Origin of the sequence: Bartonella sp. CL434QHHD (assembly GCF_042195145.1) — a bacterium.
GTDB lineage: Bacteria > Pseudomonadota > Alphaproteobacteria > Rhizobiales > Rhizobiaceae > Bartonella.
Map to the genome: position 1 here is coordinate 15,916 of NZ_JBHINT010000015.1, position 19,974 is coordinate 35,889.

21 protein-coding genes and 1 pseudogene are annotated in these 19,974 nt (G+C 37.2%); 13 read left to right on the forward strand and 9 right to left on the reverse strand.

Annotation, left to right across the window (positions count from 1 at the left end; genetic code table 11):
* Positions 1-41: 41 nt before the first annotated feature.
* From ACFILN_RS02810 to ACFILN_RS02825, 4 genes are read right to left on the reverse strand one after another with little or no spacing between them, the layout of a single operon-like run.
* A complete protein-coding gene (locus ACFILN_RS02810; RefSeq protein ID WP_375637963.1) occupies positions 42-236 on the reverse strand; it encodes a hypothetical protein in 195 nt (64 codons plus the stop codon).
* 10 nt (positions 237-246) lie between these two features.
* Positions 247-1,512 (reverse strand): hypothetical protein, encoded by a 1,266-nt coding sequence (locus ACFILN_RS02815; protein ID WP_375670816.1) that lies wholly within the window; start codon positions 1,510-1,512, stop codon positions 247-249.
* Positions 1,513-1,523: 11 nt separating this feature from the next.
* Positions 1,524-2,444, reverse strand: coding sequence for a dATP/dGTP diphosphohydrolase domain-containing protein (locus tag ACFILN_RS02820; RefSeq protein ID WP_375667458.1), 921 nt, complete (start codon positions 2,442-2,444; stop codon positions 1,524-1,526).
* A 10-nt stretch (positions 2,445-2,454) separates the two neighbouring features.
* Complete coding sequence (locus ACFILN_RS02825) at positions 2,455-2,772, reverse strand: hypothetical protein (RefSeq protein ID WP_375670850.1); 318 nt, start codon at positions 2,770-2,772, stop codon at positions 2,455-2,457.
* 105 nt (positions 2,773-2,877) lie between these two features.
* On the opposite strand from ACFILN_RS02825, the gene ACFILN_RS02830 reads away from it, so the two are divergent.
* From ACFILN_RS02830 to ACFILN_RS02890, 13 genes and pseudogenes are all read left to right on the forward strand, one after another.
* The gene (locus ACFILN_RS02830; RefSeq protein ID WP_375626997.1) at positions 2,878-3,210 is read left to right on the forward strand and encodes a hypothetical protein; all 333 of its coding nucleotides are present in this window, start codon (positions 2,878-2,880) and stop codon (positions 3,208-3,210) included.
* A gap of 227 nt (positions 3,211-3,437) precedes the next feature.
* On the forward strand, positions 3,438-3,818 hold the full coding sequence (locus ACFILN_RS02835) for a hypothetical protein (protein WP_273791750.1): 381 nt from the start codon (positions 3,438-3,440) through the stop codon (positions 3,816-3,818).
* 730 nt (positions 3,819-4,548) lie between these two features.
* Positions 4,549-5,100, forward strand: a complete 552-nt coding sequence (locus ACFILN_RS02840) for a hypothetical protein (RefSeq protein ID WP_375612599.1) — start codon at positions 4,549-4,551, stop codon at positions 5,098-5,100.
* A gap of 8 nt (positions 5,101-5,108) precedes the next feature.
* Positions 5,109-5,570: a hypothetical protein gene (locus tag ACFILN_RS02845; RefSeq protein WP_273791665.1), complete on the forward strand. Its 462-nt coding sequence runs from the start codon at positions 5,109-5,111 to the stop codon at positions 5,568-5,570.
* Positions 5,571-5,575: 5 nt separating this feature from the next.
* Positions 5,576-6,145, forward strand: a complete 570-nt coding sequence (locus ACFILN_RS02850; protein ID WP_273791664.1) for a hypothetical protein — start codon at positions 5,576-5,578, stop codon at positions 6,143-6,145.
* Positions 6,146-6,220: 75 nt separating this feature from the next.
* Complete coding sequence (locus ACFILN_RS02855) at positions 6,221-6,943, forward strand: hypothetical protein (RefSeq protein WP_273791663.1); 723 nt, start codon at positions 6,221-6,223, stop codon at positions 6,941-6,943.
* 71 nt (positions 6,944-7,014) lie between these two features.
* The gene (bet, locus tag ACFILN_RS02860) at positions 7,015-7,842 is read left to right on the forward strand and encodes a phage recombination protein Bet (RefSeq protein ID WP_375658291.1); all 828 of its coding nucleotides are present in this window, start codon (positions 7,015-7,017) and stop codon (positions 7,840-7,842) included.
* A 1-nt stretch (position 7,843) separates the two neighbouring features.
* Positions 7,844-8,467: a lambda exonuclease family protein gene (locus ACFILN_RS02865; RefSeq protein WP_375670818.1), complete on the forward strand. Its 624-nt coding sequence runs from the start codon at positions 7,844-7,846 to the stop codon at positions 8,465-8,467.
* Positions 8,468-8,586: 119 nt separating this feature from the next.
* Positions 8,587-8,805, forward strand: coding sequence for a hypothetical protein (locus ACFILN_RS02870; protein ID WP_273791657.1), 219 nt, complete (start codon positions 8,587-8,589; stop codon positions 8,803-8,805).
* A 6-nt stretch (positions 8,806-8,811) separates the two neighbouring features.
* Positions 8,812-9,855, forward strand: coding sequence for a tyrosine-type recombinase/integrase (locus tag ACFILN_RS02875; protein WP_375658293.1), 1,044 nt, complete (start codon positions 8,812-8,814; stop codon positions 9,853-9,855).
* Positions 9,856-10,685: 830 nt separating this feature from the next.
* Positions 10,686-12,470, forward strand: coding sequence for an MFS transporter (locus tag ACFILN_RS02880; protein ID WP_375667212.1), 1,785 nt, complete (start codon positions 10,686-10,688; stop codon positions 12,468-12,470).
* Positions 12,460-13,071, forward strand: a complete 612-nt coding sequence (locus ACFILN_RS02885; RefSeq protein WP_375667211.1) for a hypothetical protein — start codon at positions 12,460-12,462, stop codon at positions 13,069-13,071. Before ACFILN_RS02880 ends, ACFILN_RS02885 begins: the two co-directional genes overlap by 11 nt.
* A gap of 79 nt (positions 13,072-13,150) precedes the next feature.
* A pseudogene (locus ACFILN_RS02890) lies at positions 13,151-13,979 on the forward strand (autotransporter domain-containing protein); the annotation flags it as partial.
* 549 nt (positions 13,980-14,528) lie between these two features.
* Here ACFILN_RS02890 and ACFILN_RS02895 read toward each other — a convergent pair.
* The 5 genes from ACFILN_RS02895 to ACFILN_RS02915 form a co-directional block, all read right to left on the reverse strand.
* On the reverse strand, positions 14,529-15,311 hold the full coding sequence (locus ACFILN_RS02895) for an ABC transporter ATP-binding protein (protein WP_375631680.1): 783 nt from the start codon (positions 15,309-15,311) through the stop codon (positions 14,529-14,531).
* Positions 15,298-16,182: an ABC transporter ATP-binding protein gene (locus tag ACFILN_RS02900; protein WP_273790733.1), complete on the reverse strand. Its 885-nt coding sequence runs from the start codon at positions 16,180-16,182 to the stop codon at positions 15,298-15,300. The genes ACFILN_RS02895 and ACFILN_RS02900 overlap by 14 nt, the downstream gene beginning before the upstream one ends.
* Positions 16,175-17,104, reverse strand: coding sequence for an ABC transporter permease (locus tag ACFILN_RS02905; protein WP_273790732.1), 930 nt, complete (start codon positions 17,102-17,104; stop codon positions 16,175-16,177). The genes ACFILN_RS02900 and ACFILN_RS02905 overlap by 8 nt, the downstream gene beginning before the upstream one ends.
* Positions 17,105-17,106: 2 nt before the next feature.
* Complete coding sequence (locus ACFILN_RS02910; protein WP_375631682.1) at positions 17,107-18,180, reverse strand: ABC transporter permease; 1,074 nt, start codon at positions 18,178-18,180, stop codon at positions 17,107-17,109.
* A 111-nt stretch (positions 18,181-18,291) separates the two neighbouring features.
* Positions 18,292-19,908: an ABC transporter substrate-binding protein gene (locus ACFILN_RS02915; protein ID WP_375670820.1), complete on the reverse strand. Its 1,617-nt coding sequence runs from the start codon at positions 19,906-19,908 to the stop codon at positions 18,292-18,294.
* Positions 19,909-19,974: the final 66 nt, after the last annotated feature.

The window sequence follows — 19,974 nt, forward strand, 5'->3', positions numbered from 1 at the left end:
AATCACTTACATTTAATGATGGTTTTTTCTTAGAATGGTGCTTAAACGACTTCTCTGCACACAATTTTACTGCAATTCACACAATAAGAAACGTTAGGAAAAGATAATTTTTCAATGAGCTTTGCTTGCTCGTGTATTATTTCGTCTTTTTCATTTATCTCTTGTCTAAGCCTTTTTGTGGTTTTAAAAGCAGTATAAGCTGCATAACAAGATATAATAAGCGCAATTAAGCCCATCTCTATCTCCTCACTTACCCTTCTTCTTACTCTTCTTATTCTTATGAGGCGGCGCTTTTACTGCTTCATCACGCTGTTTAAGCTCTTGTGTTAGTCTTTCAACTTCCTCGTCGCGTGATTGAACATCTGCTTTTAGTGCCTGTATCTTTTCACTTTTCCGTTTAAACTCTTCTCGGTACGCATCTATCTTTTGCTTCAATTCTTTAATTTCCGCATCACATGATTGAACATGTACTGTTAGTAGCTCTATCGTTTCACTGTTCCGTTTAAACTCTTCTCGGTACGCATCTATCTTTTGTTTAAGTTTTTCAATTTCCTCGTCACGTTCTTCAATCTCTTGCTTCAGTTCTTCCATTTCCTCCTCGTCACATTCTTCCATCTTTTGCTTCAGTTCATCAATTTCCTCGTCGCGTTCTTCAATCTCTTGCTTCAATTCTTTAATTTCCTCGTCGCGTAATTGAACATCTGCTTCGAGTTCTTTAATTTCCTCCTCACGTTCTTCAATCTCTTGCTTCAATTCTTTAATTTCCGTATCGCGTGATTGAACATCTGCTTTTAGTGCCTGTATCTTTTCACTTTTCCGTTTAAACTCTTCTCGGTACGCATCTATCTTTTGCTTCAATTCTTTAATTTCCGCATCACATGATTGAACATGTACTGTTAGTAGCTCTATCGTTTCACTGTTCCGTTTAAACTCTTCTCGGTACGCATCTATCTTTTGTTTAAGTTTTTCAATTTCCTCGTCACGTTCTTCAATCTCTTGCTTCAGTTCTTCCATTTCCTCCTCGTCACATTCTTCCATCTTTTGCTTCAGTTCATCAATTTCCTCGTCGCGTTCTTCAATCTCTTGCTTCAATTCTTTAATTTCCTCGTCGCGTAATTGAACATCTGCTTCGAGTTCTTTAATTTCCTCCTCACGTTCTTCAATCTCTTGCTTCAATTCTTTAATTTCCGTATCACGTGATTGAACATCTGCTTTTAGTGCCTGTATCTTTTCACTTTTCCGTTTAAACTCTTCTCGGTACGCATCTATCTTTTGCTTAAGTTCTTCAATTTCCTCGTCACGTTCTTCAAGATCCGCATCACATTCATCAATTGTCTGCTTGCTTTCCATTAAATACCTAAACTCATTCTCTTTCATTTTTTTCTTAATATCTTGAACCTGCTCTTTAAGTGCTTTAACTTGGTTGCGATAATGCAATGCAATACGAAACATCACTCCGCTTAAGAGCAAAACTGAAACCACTGCTATCCATAAAATTTCATTCGAACTCATCTTTATCTCCTTTAATTTTTATGAGGGCGGTCATCATGACCAATCTGTTGTGCTTCGCATTCCATTAAAAAAAGAATGCAACAAGCCGCATGTGCCAAGTGTGATAAATCACTCTCAGCATCCTTATGCTCTCCACCAAACCATGCTAATAAATGACGTAAAGCAGCACCGTGAAACCTGCTCCAGTGCATGCCATTACGCCAATTGTTTGCTCCGTACTTCTTTGCCCCAAACTCTAAAACTTTGCCGATTTCAATCAGTGCCAACGGCGGTATAAGCTCTATACGAGGCTTACCATCATCATTCTTATGCGCTTCGTTTGTGCTATATGAAACGTGTTTACGCATGTAAACTTCGTCGTTATCGCTAACCTCTCCATAGCCACAAACCTTGGTATATCCACAAACCTTGGCATTTCCGTAAACACGAGCATTTTCACAAACCTTAGCATTCCCATACACATGCGCATTGCCATAAACCGAAGCATCATTACTAACACAGACATAGCCACAAACCTTGGCATTGCCATAAACACGGGCATGGTCACTAACATGCGCATGCCCACTAACACGAGCATTTTCATAAACTCTAGCTCTGCCATAAATATGGGCATTGCCATAAACATAACTATCTCCATAAATAAAAGCATCTATACCAACACGGGCATTGCCATAAACACGGGCGTTTTCATAAACATTGGCTCCATTAAAAACCCATGCATTTTCATAAACCTTGGCATTATCAAAAACACAAGCCTTCTGAGCAACCCAACATTCACCATGATGACTTAAGTTGCTCTCTTTTTCGATATACCCCCCAATCTCTCCAGCCTTCACATCTCCAAAATCTCTTAAGGCTTTAATACGATGAAGTGTGTGATTACCAAAAACACGTGTCTCATCCGTGAATTCATATTTCTTTTCTACAGCCATCTTTATCTCCTTAATGCTGTAAAGTTTCTCCGGTGTGATCAACACCGCAGCTCTTGCTAATTTTCGACAATGGGGGGTGTTGCTCTTGCATTAATCTCTGCAAGCGCTCGGGATAAAAAAAATCTTCTGGACGCAAATCTATCCCATGCTCACGTGCATAGTTCAAAAGCATAATTTGGTATTTAGCTGGAATGATGCCGCCTTTACCCTCTCGCTTTTCAAAGGGGTAAGTCCATTTATAAACAGCAGACACATGGCATTGAGAAATCAACGACACACGTTTTGCACCACCTAAATATTTTATAATCATAACTGCTGGAGTAATCATGTAATCCAAAATTTCTGTCATATATTTACGTATTACGCAAATATAAGCAAAATTTTCGTAATACGCAATATTGATTATTTAATAATTTTAAGAGAGAAAAATAAAATGGATTTTCAAAAGCTAATAAAAATGTGGATTAATGAAAAATTAAATGAAATGGGGCATGGAAGCCGTAAGGCTTTAGGGCAACATTTAGGATTGAGTCCATCATCTATTACGCGCTTATTATCGATTGATGACTCTGACTCTAAAGCCTACCGTGATATCACCGCAGAAGAGCTAGTGAAGCTACACAGTTTCTTTAAGGAGTATCCTCCGTATCCGGCTTTAAGCAAGATAGATCAAGATTTTTATGATCTATATTCGTCTTGCAATGAAGAAGAACGGAGGGCAGTTTTAGCGTTTCTTCATACTTTAATCGAATCAAAAAAGCGATAACTGCTGTTTTTTCTTCATTTGACAATTGTAAAAATTTTCTTTTGGCAGTCTTATAACCTTTCATAAAATCTCCAAATATCTATAAAAACACACTAATCTTTAGATGAATACTCATAAAATAATTTTCGTTATACGGTATTTTTATGTTGACATTACCGTAAAGCGAAAATATGTTCACTCCATATCTTAGAAAATAACTTTTGCCAATAGGCAGTATGGAGGCATTTGTGAATAAACCAGTGTTTATAAATTCTGATGAAATTCTCTTAGTGATGTGCGAAAATGAAGAGCAAAATCTCGCTAAATCTGGTCCTTTCTTAGAAGAAAGTGACATGATCAAATTTATCGACCAAGCCGATAATGCTGTCCAAATTTTGCGTATTGAACCAACGACTAATCGTTGCGAAGATATCTCTGAAGATATTGCCGAATTCTATCTTAAAGAATGTGAAGAGCAGTGTTTCAACGGAAACATTCCTCACGATTTTATTCTACACAGCACAGCATACGGTTTTTTTTTAGATGATATAAAACAGCGCGAATATGATGATGCAATGTATGGTTCTTACGAACAACAACACCGTTTGCGTCCTTGTGATGTGCTTTAAAAGCTAAAGGCGTTTTTAAAAGACGCCACCTTTTCAAAAAATTCACCACACAATGCAATGCCGTTCTTTTGCAAGAACGACAAAGGCAGAATCTAACTTAAAGGAGTAAAACCATGGAAAAAAATACGAACTTACTGATGAAACAATTGAGTTTGATAGAAAAACTCTCCACCGCATTCGTGCTTTAAGGGATTTTGATGATGTTAAAGCAGACGACCTAGGCGGCTATATCGAGAAAGAAGACAATCTAAGTCATGATGGTAATTGCTGGGTAGGTGATGATGCAAAAGTCTATGGTTATGCCAAGGTTTTTGGTGATGCACATGTTTATGGAAACGCTCGTGTAGATGGTCATGCAAGAGTTTATGACAAAGCCAAGGTTTATGGTGATGCTTATATTTATAACATTGCTGATATTTACGAAAATGCATGTGTTTTTGGTAGTGCATCTGTTACCGGAGAAACTAATATTTTTGGTAATGCGCAGATTTTTGAACATGCTCGTGTTTTTGCCAGTGCACAAATCTACGAAAATGCACAAGTTTCCGGTGGTGCATTTATTAGTGGAAAAGCTGAAATTTATGGAAATGCTAAAATCTATGGCAGTCCATTGATTTCCATCAGAGCAAAAGTTGGGGGAAATGCCAAAATCTGTGGTGATGCATTTATTCATGGAAACGCAGAGATCATCAATGATGAAATCATCACAACGGGCATGAGGCAATAAACCATGGAAAAGAAATACGAACTTACTGATGAAACAATCGAAGTTGGGGGCAAAACTCTCCACCGCATTCGCGCATTACGAGACTTTGGAAACGTCGAGAAAGGTGATTTAGGTGGCTATATACAAAAAGAAGACAACCTATCGCATCATGGTAATTGCTGGATTGGGGATTATGCAAAAGTCTATGGTTATGCCAAGGTTTTTGGTGATGCTAAGGTTTACGAAAATGCACAAGTTTACGGTTATGCACATGTTTACAACAATTCTCGTATTTATGGCAAAGCAGAAGTTTGCGATGAACCATGCATTTACGGTGATGCAGAAGTTTACGGTGATGCATATATTTGCGGTGAACCGCACGTTTTTGATAATGCAGAAGTTTATGGCAATGCACAAGTTTACGAAAAGGCATACATTTATGATAGGGCGCGTGTTTACGGCAATGCAGAAGTTTCCGGTGATGCGCATGTTTACGGTCATGCAAAAATTTACGGTGAAGCATGTGTATGTTGGGACGACTGGATTGATGGCGATAAAAGAATCTCAACTAGGTAACAAACCAGATGAAAAAATACGAATTTACTGATGAAAAAATTGTGTTTGATGGAAGAACTCTTCACCGAATTAGAGCATTAAGAGACTTTGGATATGTCAAAAAAGGTGACCTAGGCGGTTTTATAGAAAAAGAGAGCAACTTAAGCCATAAGAGAGACTGTTGGATTTTTGGCAATGCACAAGTTTACGGTGATGCCAAAGTTTATGATGATGCGCGGGTTTATGGGAATGCACAAGTTTATGGCAATGCACAAGTTTATGATTATGCCGAAGTTGGTGGTGCTTCTGTTGGAGATAATGCCAAGGTTTTTGACTATGCGCGGATTTATGGGAATTCTGCTATAGGGGAAAGTGTACACGTTTACGGAAATGCTAAAATTTACAATCAAGCATATATTTGCTGTCGTGTAAACATTGCTGGAAATTGTAAAATTAGTGGCTCCACCGTAATCGTAGAACGTGAGAAATAGTAATCATGGAAAAGAAATATGAACTTACTGATGAAATAAAAGAATTTTATGATGCAAGAACCGATAAAAGTAAAAAACTTTATCGCATACGTGCATTAAGAGATTTTAGAAATATTAAAAAAGGTTACTTAGGTGGCTATATACAAAAAGAAGACAACCTATCGCATGAAGGCGATTGTTGGGTTTGGCATAAAGCTATGGTTTGTGGTGACGCTAAGATTTTCGGCAATGCACAAGTATTTGAACGCGCACAAATTACAGGCAGGGCGCGTGTTTATGAAAATGCAAAAGTTTGCGGTGAAGCATATGTTGAATATGATGCGCAAATTTACGGCAATGCACAAATTTATGGTGAGGCTCGAGTTTTGGGCCATGTTTATGGCAATGCCCGTGTCTATGGAGATGCTTATATAAGTGATAAAGCACACATTTCCGGAAATATGAAAATTCTAGATAGAGTATATATTTTCGATAATGTAAATATTTCTGGTAATCTTGAAATTCGTGGACGCAATTCAATCATCTACGAAAGTGACTATTCAGCAAGCGATATAAGCTACATAAGCCGTTTCTAACAACCAAACAACATTTTTAAACACAAGCGTGATTCACGCCACGGGTGAATTGTACGCAAATCAAGGAAATAAACCATGGAAAAAAAATACGAACTTACTGATGAAACAATTCAGTTTGATGGAAAAACTCTTCACCGTATTCGTGCTTTAAGGGATTTTGATGATGTCAAAAAAGGAGATCTTGGTGGCTTTATTGAAAAGGAATATAACTTAGGTCATGATGGCAATTGCTGGGTCTATGATGATGCCAAGGTGCTTGAAAGCGCTACCATTTTTCATAATGCCAAGATATTTGATGGCGCCTGTATTAGTGGAAATGCTTCAGTTTATTCTGATGCACAAGTTTACAGTCGTGCTGTTGTTTTTGGTAATGCCGAAGTTTCTGGTAGTGCACATGTTTTTGGTGATGCTGTTGTTCGCGACAAATCTCATGTTTACGGTGATGCAGAAGTTTACAATAGCGCACTCATTTATGGTGACGCAGAAGTTTTTGAGAATGCACGAATAAAGAATAGTGCCCACATTTACGACAATGCTCGTGTATATGGGAACGCAATAATTTGTGGTCCTGCTCTCATTTATAACAATGCTAAAGTTTATGGTGATGTCATTATATCATGCTCCAATTTCACGTATGAGGATGATATTAATTATGGAAATGTTGAGATTTTTGGAGATGCAAAAGTTTATGATAGTGCTCGCATTTATGACGCAGTCAAGATCTTTAGAAATGCCGAAATTCGTGGATTAGCTAATATTCGCGGAAACACGAGAATTCCTCAAGACATAAAAATTTAACAACCAACCAGCCTTTTAACACCAGCGTGATTCACGCCACGGGTGAATTGCGCGCAATGTAGGAAATCAAGATGACAAATTCTACTTTTTTAAAAGAAATGGCAGAAAAATATGGATTTTCTGCTGAAGAATTTCGAACCACAATCATAAAAACTTGTATTGGAGATAAAAATGCTAATGTCATCACTGATGCAGAATTTGCCGTTTTTCTTTTTGTTGCCAATACTTATGGACTTAACCCTTTAACAAAAGAAATCTATGCATTCCCTAAAAAAGGCGGCGGCATCATACCCGTTGTTTCTATCGACGGTTGGATAAAGATCATCAAATCAAATCCTGACTTTGATGGCATGACCTTTCAAGATCAACTCAATGAAGATGGGAATATCATTGCTATCAAATGTGCTATTCGTCTCAAAGGAATTAAAGACCCTATCGAAGTCACCGAATATCTCAAAGAATGCGAACAAGACAAAAGTGAACCTTGGAAAAAATACCCCGCACGTATGTTGCGCCATAAAGCTACTATACAGTGTGCTCGCTATGCTTTCGGGCTTTCCGGTATTTATGAAGAAGATGAAGCAAAACGTATCAATGAAACAAACCATAACGTACAAACGAAGTTAGTTTCTTATGATGTGCTTACGCAAATCAAACAATTAATAAACATCACTCAAACAGAAGAAGAAAAAGTGCTTGATTATGCACAAGTCGATAGGCTTGAAGATCTTCCTGATGAAGTAGCACAAAGGATTTTGGATATTTTGCAAAAGAGACAGCATGAAAAAGAACAATCTTTCCTACAACAAAAGCAAATAGAAGCGCCTATACAAGATGCCGAATATATTCACGTCCAAGATATAGAATATGTATCACAAGAACAAAGAACGGCGGTGTGATATGGAACAAAGAACAGCAGAATGGTTTCAAGCGCGCTTGGGTAAAGTCACCGCATCAAACATTTACAGCGTACTCAGTAAAACTACAAAAGGATTGCCTACGAGCAAATATGAAGACTACAAAATCAAACTCATAACAGAACGTTTAACAAGAGAAACAAGCCCCTATTATGAAACTGAAGATATGAGATGGGGTATTGAGCATGAAGATGATGCCTTGAGAGAATATGGCTTCATTTATGATGCCGATATAACAAAATGCGGCTTTATCCAACACCCCACAATAGAAATGGCGGGGGCTAGCCCCGATGGTCTCATTGGAGAAGACGGTTTAATCGAAGTCAAATGCCCAAGATCAGTAACACATATGCGCTTTTGTATAGGTGACGAAATCAAACCAGAATATCACGCACAAATGCAATTCCAAATGGCTTGTACAGAACGAAAATGGTGTGATTTCGTAAGCTATGACCCACGTTTTACGGGGGAATTCTTTCACTTACGCATGAAAGTCAAGCGTATTCTCCGTGATGATCAACAAATTGAACAGATCAATCAAGCTGTTGAAACCTTTTTAGCAGAGATAGAACGAGAGATAAAACAACTCTTAACAAAAGCTGCTTAACCTTATGGGGGTGTTTTGTTCCCCGCATATCTACGAGCACCCCCACCCTTCTTAACACTTTCAAGTAATACGTGATTCACGCCACACGTGAATTGCATCTCAATGTAAGGAGAAAAGATATGGCGCCTCGTCCAGCTGCTATAACGCAACCAGCCATTGCTCGCGCTTTAAGAGAAGCTAAAAAACAAGGTTGTGAACTCGTAGAAATCAAACCTACCGGTGAACTGCTTATCTATCTTAAATCCGATATTCCACTACCAAATTCAGTTAACCACCCAGACAAACTTTTAGATTTGTCAAAGAATGAATATTACGAAACCGCACTCTCTAAGATGTAAAATACCATGCCAAAACCACGTCCTCCTCATCTCGTTAAACAAATTACTCAACATGGCAAAATTGTATGGTATGTACGTATTGGTCATGGCAAACGCATTAGAATACGCGGTACCTATGGAACGCAAGAGTTTGTTGATAACTACAAAAGCGCACTTGCCGAGTTACAAGGGCTTATACTTCCTAAATCCAAAACCGGTAAACTTGTTGAAGGTTCATTTGCATGGCTGCTTAAACAATACTTTAACAGCTCTAATTGGCATAGTTACACTAAAGCTACAAAAAAACAAAAAGAACTCATCCTTATGAAGGTATGTGATACTATAGGAAACATTCCATACCAAGCAATTGAAAAGAAGCATATTATAGCCGGTGTTGAACGGCGTAAAGAAACACCAGCAATGGCTAGAAACTTTCTGAAAGCCCTTAATGGACTTTTTAATTGGGCAATTGATCAAGGTCTTTTAGAAAATAATCCAACAACAGGAGTAAGAAGACCAGCTCTTAACAACAAAGATGGATTTGTTGTTTGGACAGAAGAAGATGTTGAGAAGTATTATCAAAGATGGTCCCATGGTACCCATGAACGCGTTTGGATTGATGTCCTTTTGTATACGGGTTTGCGTCGTGGTGATGCGGTCCGCATTGGCTGGAAAGATGTAAAGAATAACATCATTCATCTTAAAACAGAGAAAAGTAAATTCCAAACAGATGTTTTTCTTCCCATTTTACCGGAATTAGCCAAAACGCTTGAAGCAGGTCCTATTGGAGCAGAAACATTCATTTGTGGTAAAGAAGGTAAAAAACTAGTTAAAGAAAGTTTTGGCAACCTTTTTCGTGAGGCTTGTAACGTAGCAGAAATCAAAAAATCAGCACATGGCTTGAGAAAATTAGCAGCAACACGCGCAGCTAACTCTGGTGCAACAGTATCACAACTCAAAGCAATTTTTGGCTGGACAGATGACGCTATGGCATCTCTTTACACAAAGAGCGCAGACCGTAAAAAACTTGCTCTTGAAGCCATAAAAAAGCTTCAAAAAGATGAGGGATAGAGGCAAAAAAACTCAATAGAATCAAGATTCACCTATTCCCTCATATTAGACATAACTATTTTATTTTACTTGCTTTTTATTTGCTCTCATCGCCCACCATATAGCTTTACATTCCTATTCAGTTATTGATTCTTCATATATTTTTTAAAGATGAGAGATTCCTGAATAAAGTATTGTTATTTCTATGGATTCGACTAGTATCCAAGGATATTATGATATACGGGGGCGAATAAATTTGATCGCGTGTGGAAAAACATTGAAACAGTTAAGAATCTTCAACCTCTGCAAAGTATAGGAATAAGAGCGACAGTTACCAAAGAGATTCTAGAAAATATTATTAATTTTATCGATTTTTGTATAAGCAAAGATGTCGATTATATCGGATTCAGCCCGCTCGATACGTCGTCATTTAGTTTTTCTAGAAAAAATAATACAAAGGATCGATCTAAGGCTTTAAGAAACAAAACTCTTCCGCCAAACACTTCACTTTTTCATTTGAGAGATGAATTATCAAGGAAAGAATCCCCCCCTCCAGATTTATATAGATAAAAAGTTCCAAGAAAGGAAAATCTCATGGACGTCACAAAATTTTGTAAATTGTATTAATTATTACTTAGGCGAAAATTCTATGTACGTTTCGTCGCCGTTAATGTGTTTATTTCCATTTTCATCCTTGGTATTGGACTATAATGGAGATTTAAAAAATTGCTTTTATTCAGAAGCTTTTGGGAATCTACAAAATTATGAGGCAATAGATTGGTCTGCTCAGAGCGTTTTAAAATCTTTGAAAGAATCTGGCGCATGTAGCGGATGTCGTGGGAAGGTATTTTGTGGATAAGGTTAAGCAATTTAAGATTTATAGTGTTAGCAAGTCTACTGCTATAGTGGTTGCTGTTTTACCACTTTTTTTGTCGGAAAAATTGCATTTATCGCAAGCGGATATTGTTTTAATCGGTAGTTATTTTTTATTGCTTCCTTTGATCTTAGAAGTCCCCTTGGGTTTATTATCAGATGTTTATGGAAGTAAGCGCGTTATTTATACTGGGCTGTTTTTCTTTCTTTGCGGTTTTTTAGCTCTTTTTATGAATTATGCATATTTTGCTTACGCCACTTATTTGTTGTGTATTACATTAGCAGCCGCTTGTTTCTCAGGTGCGGAAGATAGTTTACTCTTTTCTGTAGTACCAAAGCATCGCACACTGTTTTCCGTTAAGTCCGAAGTGGCTGCTGTTACCTATAGTGTGACAACGGTACTTATTTTTTTAGGGGGAATACTTTATTATGTGCATCCTGCATTGCCTGTGATTTTTCAAGTCCTTTCATTAATTTTTGCTATTTTTATGTTTTCAAAACTGACGAAGGGATTAGATAGTTTTCATATCAACGCTCATCCGAATATTTTCACAGTTATGTGCGCCAGCCGTAAAGAAGTCAAAAATCCTTATCGCTTCACTCTTATTTTTTTAAGTGCAGTTTCAGCTTTTGCTATTTTGGTTAATAATCGAACTGTTTCTATCGCATTTTCTGATTTTTTGCCATTTCAACCTGCTATTTTGGTTTCGATTATTTTTATCATTGGGAATTTTTTTTCAGCAAGTTCCAATATATTGTTTCAGAAGTATTTTTCAAAGTTTCAAAATCCTATTTTCCCCGTCTTAATGATTGGTTGTATGGTAACCATTGCTTTTTTTCTCATGTCATTTCAAATCATTGCGGCTCTTATATTAGGATTTTTACTGCTATGTGTTTTTAAATCTGCTTATCGATCTTATCTGTCGTCTCTTCTTATAAATTCACTGATTGATCCCAAAGCTATCGCGACTGTTTTATCATTCACAGCCATTATTACAGCTGTTGTATCCTTTGCATTCAGTTTTTTATACGGTCATGTTTTTTCAACATTCTGGCAAGCTAATTTGTGGTTGGCAGTGATTATGGCTGTGATTTTTGGGGTGTCTGCTTTAATTATTTTTGTCAGAAAACAAGAAATCATTTGGTTACAGCCTGAAAATGCACAATCGTCAAAACAACATTTCTTGAAACGCAAGCATCAAGAGTTTTGCTATGGGCAAATTTATCCGGAAGCATCGTGCATTAATGAAAACATCAAGGATGGCTCTTTTCGACAAAGTCTCTATCCTGCACCAAATTTGATAACACTTTGCGATGAAGTAGTCGAATGGGAGTTTATCCGGGGTACTGTATTGAGCCAAATGGATTTGCTACATCAAAAGGCGATTATTGATCAAATCAATAAGATCTTTCAAGATCGATTAAGCAAGAATATAATCTTATCACATGGAGATTTACATCCTGATAATATCATTGTTACTCCTGATAGTTCTTTTATGGTAGTGGATTGGGATTTATGTCAAGAAGCCAGTCCGGAATTGGATATCTTAACATTTTTCACCAGTCCAAGATTATCTCTCAATTTAGAAGAACGGATAGACTATATTTCTCATTTGCTGTCTATATCAAAGGATGAAGCTTTACCAATGATAAAAGCGTTTGTGGCTAAAAAAATTTCTGATCTTTGTCTATACCAAAATATTTTCATGAAACAATTAGTATTGGATTATATGAACTTGAATAAGAAATTTCATGGGCGATAATATTGTAATTTGTAATAAAAATTGCAGTGCGGGCTGCAATCATTGTCCGTATTCGATGGAATGTATGGTGAGAGATGATGCGTTGCCTGAATCTTTATATACAATAAATGACATAAAATCTGATTTTATTATTCTTTCTGGTGGAGAGCCTTTTGAGCTCGATTATGATTTACTTCATAAATATACTTGTATGTGTCTCATTTGTAAAAAATATTTTCGGATTGCAACAGGGGGGCACATCTATATTCAACCATATTTGAAGCTATTAAAGAGTAATCCGTTCTTTTTAGGGATACAAATAGGCACAGATGTTATTTCAGAGATAAGAAATCTAGACAGTAAAAAATATAAACAAAAGTGGGTGCATAACATAGAGTGTATGAAAAAAGATAGCGTACCATATAGTGTGACGATTACTTTATCGGAGAGATTCGATTTGGCAGAAGTGTTAGCTCTAATATGTATCGCTACTCCCGAGTTCATTTTAGTTAATTTTGAAAATAGAAAAAAGTACGAGAATACATTTCAGTTAAATATGATACGGGATTTTTTTTCTGGCTGTGAGATAAAATATGGATATACGCATCAGAGTTTACACTAATAAATATAAACTATCGGATTCTTTTCACAGTTCTTCTGGTGTGTTAGTTGAAAAAACAGATGTCTTAAGGAAAGAATAAGACAAACGGAATGGCTTCTTCTTATACGTCTATGGAAAACAGGAAGCTTATTTTCTGATAAGTAGTGCTCCTAGTAAATATCGTTATAGCAGTGCTCATCTTCGCTATGCTGCTCTACAAGGAGCTGTTAACCTTGTCGCGCAGAAAGGAAAAATATCTACAATACATTTTGGTCTTTTCGGAACCTACGGGCAACTCTCCTTCACTCCAAAGAATATGCAAGACAGCAAGTAAGAGCATATTGAATAAATGGTCATTTCAACTCACCGCCTAAGGCAGTAAATAGCGTGACAGTGGTTTCTATCTTGATACGCTGTTATCCTATGGCTTCCTAAAGGGAAAGATCACAATGCCCTCATTAGTACAACCGCAAAATTGAAAAATGCAAAAATGTTGGCGATCTCCACAACTGTTGGCAAACAATTTGCAACGGGTATCCAAGGCGTAGCATTCGAACCGCAGGCACAACTTGCCTATCAACATTTGATGTTTGATACCATTAAAGATGCTGATAATCTGACCATTGACATGCAAAATCCTTCTCAATGGATAATCCGTGTTGGTGGACGTTTGAAAAAAACCATTGCCACTGAAAACAGCCGTCCTATGTCTTTCTATGGAAAAGTAAACTTGATCAAAACCTTTGGTGATGATCAGACACTCCATATCGATAAGAATTATAAACGTGCCCCTCGGGAAGTTTCGTTGAAGGTGGGCCACAATTGTCCGCTAACCTCTCCCTTCATGGTGATGTCAGCTATCAACAAAAGCTTCAAAAACTGGTATAAGTGGTGCAAGCTTTTCAGGAAGAATACGCTATCAGTTTTAAATAACGACTGTAAAAAACAGCCCATTCAATTTAACAAAAAGGCAGCATATTGCTGCCTTTTTGGCTTATTATAAGCTGTTTTTAAGCGCTTTTTTAAATAGAGAACAGCGAAATATTTGAAGACTGTCATTGACCATTGAATGTTTTTTACAAAAAATTCTTTTTATAAAGAATAAAACTGTAAAAAGAGAACAACCAAAAACAAAATAATATTGAAAAATAATGTGAAGATTTTCTAGAAAATACAGTATTACTATCTTTTGTTATTTCTCACAAATTTAATGCTTTAAATGCCAAAATAAAACTTTTGAACATAAAATGATAAGTAAAAATAATGTAACAATATTAAACAAAGGGATGTATGTTATAAGTCACTCGTATATTTCAAAATGGGAGTTCTAGTAGGATTTAAAATATTATAGCTCAAACACTGCCCAGCAAATTCATACTGGAAAAATCCTATTATGCCCTTCCCTCTTAACAATACCGCCAAACATCACCAGAAACTTCAAAACAAATAAAATTGCATTTTCTCTTCTGTAAAATGGATCATGCTCTTTGCTCTCTATGGACAATAGGCTCTATACTTGCTTCAAAAAACTCCTTTGTATAATCGTGTTGCGCACGTAGATTACGCAATTCATCATTGCTAAGCTCTTCAAGAATAATCCCTTTATGCATAATTCCAACACGTTCACAAATATGTGCAACAACAGCAAGATCATGGGATACCATTAAATAAGTAAGCTTTTTTCTCACGCGCAATGATTTCAACAAGTTTAAAATTTCAGCCTGTACCGACACATCCAATGCAGATGTTGGCTCATCAAGCAATAACACCTCTGGCTCAATAATTAAAGCACGTGCAAGAGCAATACGCTGACGCTGCCCTCCAGACAACTCATGAGGATAACGATAAAGAAATGAAGAATCTAAACCAACGGAATCTAAAGCATCCTCTACCCGCTCTCTTTGATTATCCATCCCATGGATTTTGAGCGATTCAGAAAGAACCGTATGGACCATTTTTCTTGGATGCAGCGAAGCATAAGGATCTTGAAAAACCATTTGAATACAGCGTAAAAAATCCTTACTTCTTTTCTTTTCAACTTCTTGTCCAGCAAAAAGAAACTTTCCACTATAATCTGGAATAAGCCCCACCAATGTATTCAAAATAGTTGACTTTCCACATCCGGATTCACCAATCAAACCATAAGCTTCACCACGCTTAATATGAAAATTAACATTTTTAACAACTGTTACTGCCTTATGCCTATGACCAAAAGTTACAGATAAATTAGAAACATCAATAATATTCTCACAATTTGTCATGAGGAACCTCCTCAACACCATTAACAATCGTAGGATTATACAACCAATCAGGATCACGCTCAGGTACAGCCAAAATATCAACTGGATTATCAAGCCGTGGCAAACTCGCGAGCAACGCCTTTGTATAAGGATGACAAGCGTGAGACAAATCAGAAGCAGGCAACTCTTCTAGCACACGGCCCGCATACATCACTAAAATACGATCACAAAAATCAGCAATCATATTTAAATCATGACTAATGAAAATAAGTCCCGTTCCAGACTTTGTAACAAGTTCATCTAATACGGATAAAACTTGCCGTCTGACCGTAATATCAAGCGCAGATGTTGGTTCATCGGCAATAATTAAATCAGGTTTTGGAATGAGCATCATTGCAATCATCACACGCTGCCCCATCCCCCCAGATATTTCATGAGGAAAGAGACGCATCACATGTTCAGGATCACGAATATGAACAGATTCTAACATAGATATGGTGCGCTCCCGCGCTTCAGCTTTTGAAACACGATAATGAATACGGTAAGCCTCCATAATCTGTTCCCCGATCCGTATTAATGGATTAAGTGAATATTTGGGGTCCTGTAAAATCATTGAAATACGTTTCCCACGGATTTTTCGCATCTGAGGTTCACTTGCGGCCAATAAATCAACATCCTCAAAGCGCATTTTTTTAGCTTTAACAATGGCTGCTTTTGGACTTAACCTTAGTATTGCGCGCCCAGTCATCGATTTTCCAGATCCGGATTCACCAACAATTCCAATTTTTTCTTTTCCAACAGAAAAACTAACGCCACGCACAACTTCTGAAATGCCGCGCGTTGTAGGAAAAGAAATACGTAAATCTTCTACTTCTAATAATTTATTACCCATTGCGTGGATCCAATACATCACGAAGACCATCACCTAAAAGGTTGAAAGCAAGACTTGCAAATAATATTGCACAGCCTGGTATTGCCGCCAACCACCAATTTGTCATCATAAATTCCCGCCCTGAAGAAAGCATCGCACCCCATTCAGGACTTGGAAGTTGAGCTCCCAACCCTAAAAAACCAAGACCAGCAGCCGTTAAAATAATTCCAGACATATCCAAAGTTAATCGTACAATCACTGAAGGAATACACATGGGCGCAACATGAAACAAAATAATTCGCCAAGCAGAGGCCCCTTGCAAACGAACTACAGAAACATAATCAGAAGAACGTATTGTCAAAGTCTCAGCACGTGCTAAACGTGCAATTGGCGGCCATGCTGCAATTGAAATTGCAATAGAAGCATTTTCAATCCCTGGTCCCAATGCGGCTGAAAATGCAAGAGCTAAAATCAAACCTGGAAAAGCAAGAAAAATATCGACAATACGCATGAGCACAGTATCAACCCATCCGCCCATATAACCAGATACAGTTCCAACAATAAGCCCTATTGGACCTACAATAACTGTTGTAAGAAAAACAACATAAAGAGTAATACGGGAACCAAAAACAAGGCGACTAAAAATGTCACGTCCCAATTCATCTGTTCCAAAATAATGCGCCATAGAGGGTGGCTGCAACCGATGCCCTAGATCATTGCTAAGAAAATCATGCGTAGCAATCCAAGGAGCAAAAAATGCACATATGATAATAATACAAATAATAAGCAGACCGAATACAGCCGAAAAGTTATGAAAAAACTTAGCCAGTGCGTGATAAATTCTTTGTATGTTCGCTTGAATTATGGAGTTTGGAACAGGATCGTTTAACCAACTACCCAAAGAAGATGATGATTGCGATTTATGATGATTACTTACTGTCATATTCAACGTGTCCTTGGATCAAAAATGCGATAAAGCAAATCAGAAAATAAATTAATGGCGACAAAGATAAATCCTACAAGTAAAGTACATCCTACAACTGCATTCATATCTCCGGCTAAAAGAGCATTTGTCAAGTAATGTCCAAAACCAGGCCAAGCAAAAACTGTCTCCGTTAAAACAGCCCCTTCTAATAAAAAAGCATAAGAAAGCGCAACAACAGTAATAATTTGAACAGCAGCATTTCGAAAGGCATGCCCCCAAACGGTTCGCGCCCACGATAATCCCTTTACACGTGCAGTAATGATATATTCCTGATTAAGCTGCTCAATCATAAACCCACGAGTCATACGGCTAATATAAGCCATAGCACCGAAAGCCAAGATCAAAGCAGGCATAATAACGTGACTAAAAACATTACCAAAAGCCTCCCATTGTCCTTGGCTTGCCGTATCCCAAAGGAAAAATCCTGTTTTTGGTTCAAAAGAATATTCATAAAGAAAATCAATACGTCCTGGGCCACCAACCCAGCCAAGCTTGGCGTAAAATATTAACAACGCCATTAATCCGAGCCAAAACGTTGGAGTAGAATAACTTACAAGTGTAAAAACACGGACAACATAATCAATAAATGAATCGCGATACATTGCTGCAAAAACACCAAATGGAATTCCAAGAGTTGTGCCAATAACAATAGCAACGGTTGCAAGCTCTAATGTTGCAGGAAATACACGCATAATATCGGCTAGAACAGGTCGCCCAGAAGTTAAAGCATCTCCAAAGTCAAACAAAAATACATTATGAAGATACTTCCAATATTGGACAATCAACGGCTTATCAAGACCCAGCTTATAATACATTGCATCATAAGCTTCCTGACTGATATTATCACCAAGAATAGACAGAACCGGATCTAGAGGAAGAAGATGACCAAGAAAAAAAGTGATCGTCACCAACCCAAGCAATGTGATAAAAACTGAAATAAGAAGTTTCAATCCTTTGCATAAAAAATCCCATAAAAATAATTTTTTCTGCTTTTCTGATACAGCTCTTTCAGTCTCTGAAAGTGGCAAAACCATTATAAAAATCCCCTCTGTAGCGACAAAACATAAAGCAAATACCTCTTTTTATATAACGAAACAACCTCTTATGAAGCATGTTCTACAATCCTTCTCTATAACATGCTTCTTTTATTTTTCTGCTTCATTGTAATAAAGTCTATAACTGTTCCAAATCCATTTTTTGACATCAGGTCCCATACCAACGGTATAATATGTCTGAAATAAATAAACCATAGGACCATGCTCTAACACATAATGCTGTAAAGTACGATATTGCACAATGCGCTTATTGGGGTCTTGCTCAAACAAAGCATCCATCACCATGTTATTAATATTTTCATCATAATACCCAGCGCGCCAAGCTAAATACATATTGTGCTTTTTTGTAAATGTTGGATCAGGGTTAAACACGTGATTTAATGAAGCAGGATGTCCATCAGGATCAGCACTCCCCCACCCCATAAGTGCAGTATCATAATTTCCACCACGTACACGGCTCAACAATTGATTTTGTGCCATTTTTTCAATTGTAAGCTCAACACCAATTTTGCGTGCATTGGCTTGAATAGACTGTGCAACAGACGACATATAACTAAGGCTTCCAACTAAAAGATTAGCTTTAAACCCATTAGGATAACCAGCTTCAGTAATCAGTTGTTTTGCTTTTTTCAAATCCAACTGAAAAGGCAAACCTTCTTTTTCATCTAAAGCACCTGGAACACCTAAAGACATATAAGTTGCCCTAGGAATAGCAATTCCTTTCAAAACAGTTTTTCCAAGACCTTCATAATCAACCAAATAACGAAGTGCCAGTCTGACCTTTTCATTCGCAAAAATTGCATTCTTATTATTTAACGATAGGTAAATAATCTGCGGACGCAAAACACGACTAATTTTGACTGAGCCTCCCTTTTTTTCAAGATCTAAAATATCCTCTGAAGAAAGATCACGCACTATATCCACATCACCTTTTTCCAAAAGAAGTCTTTGACTTGATGAATCCGCTACATGCTGCACAACAATCTGCTTAATTTTAGGCACATCGCCCCAATAATGCTGTGTCGCCTCTAATACAACTTTATCTCCTGGAGACCAGCTCACCAATTTATAAGGTCCAACACAAGCTGAATGTGTTGCTAAATATTTATTCCCCATATCACCGTTAATACTCTGTGCTTCAATTGTTTCCCGATCAAGCAAAGCAGAAGCATAAGATTGTCCAATAACAGTCAATATGAGCTGAATAGGATAGGGTTTATCTAATTTTAATTGTAAAGTCTTATCATCAAGTGCCTGAATATTTGTTTCAACATTGTTTTTGGTAAACCCATAATCCATTAAAGATTGAGCATAGCTTAATCCTAATTTAATAATCCGTCGCATCGACCATACCAGATCTTGCGCTGTAGCCGTCCTTCCGTCATTAAACTTTAAATCATCACGAAGATGAAAAACTATTCTTTTGCCATTATCTAAAACATCCCAAGATTTTGCCATAGCAGGGCGAATTTTTGTAGGATCATGCTCGTCATATTGCACTAACGCGCTGCAAATATTCGTCAATAACTCACTCGTCACAACCTCAACAGTTTGCGCTGGATCAAAACTACTAATTGAATCAATATTCCACGCCATTACCAATATATCTTTAGATGAAGCACTGAATGCCGATGTTACAGCCCCATTAAAAAAAACGATTGAGCTTAATAAAATAGAAAAATTTTTCAATATTCTTTGTTTTCCCATTTTATCTCTTCCTTTTGTATTCTTCTACCTTTTCACACAAAGTGATTTTGATTTTGCTCTTTCATC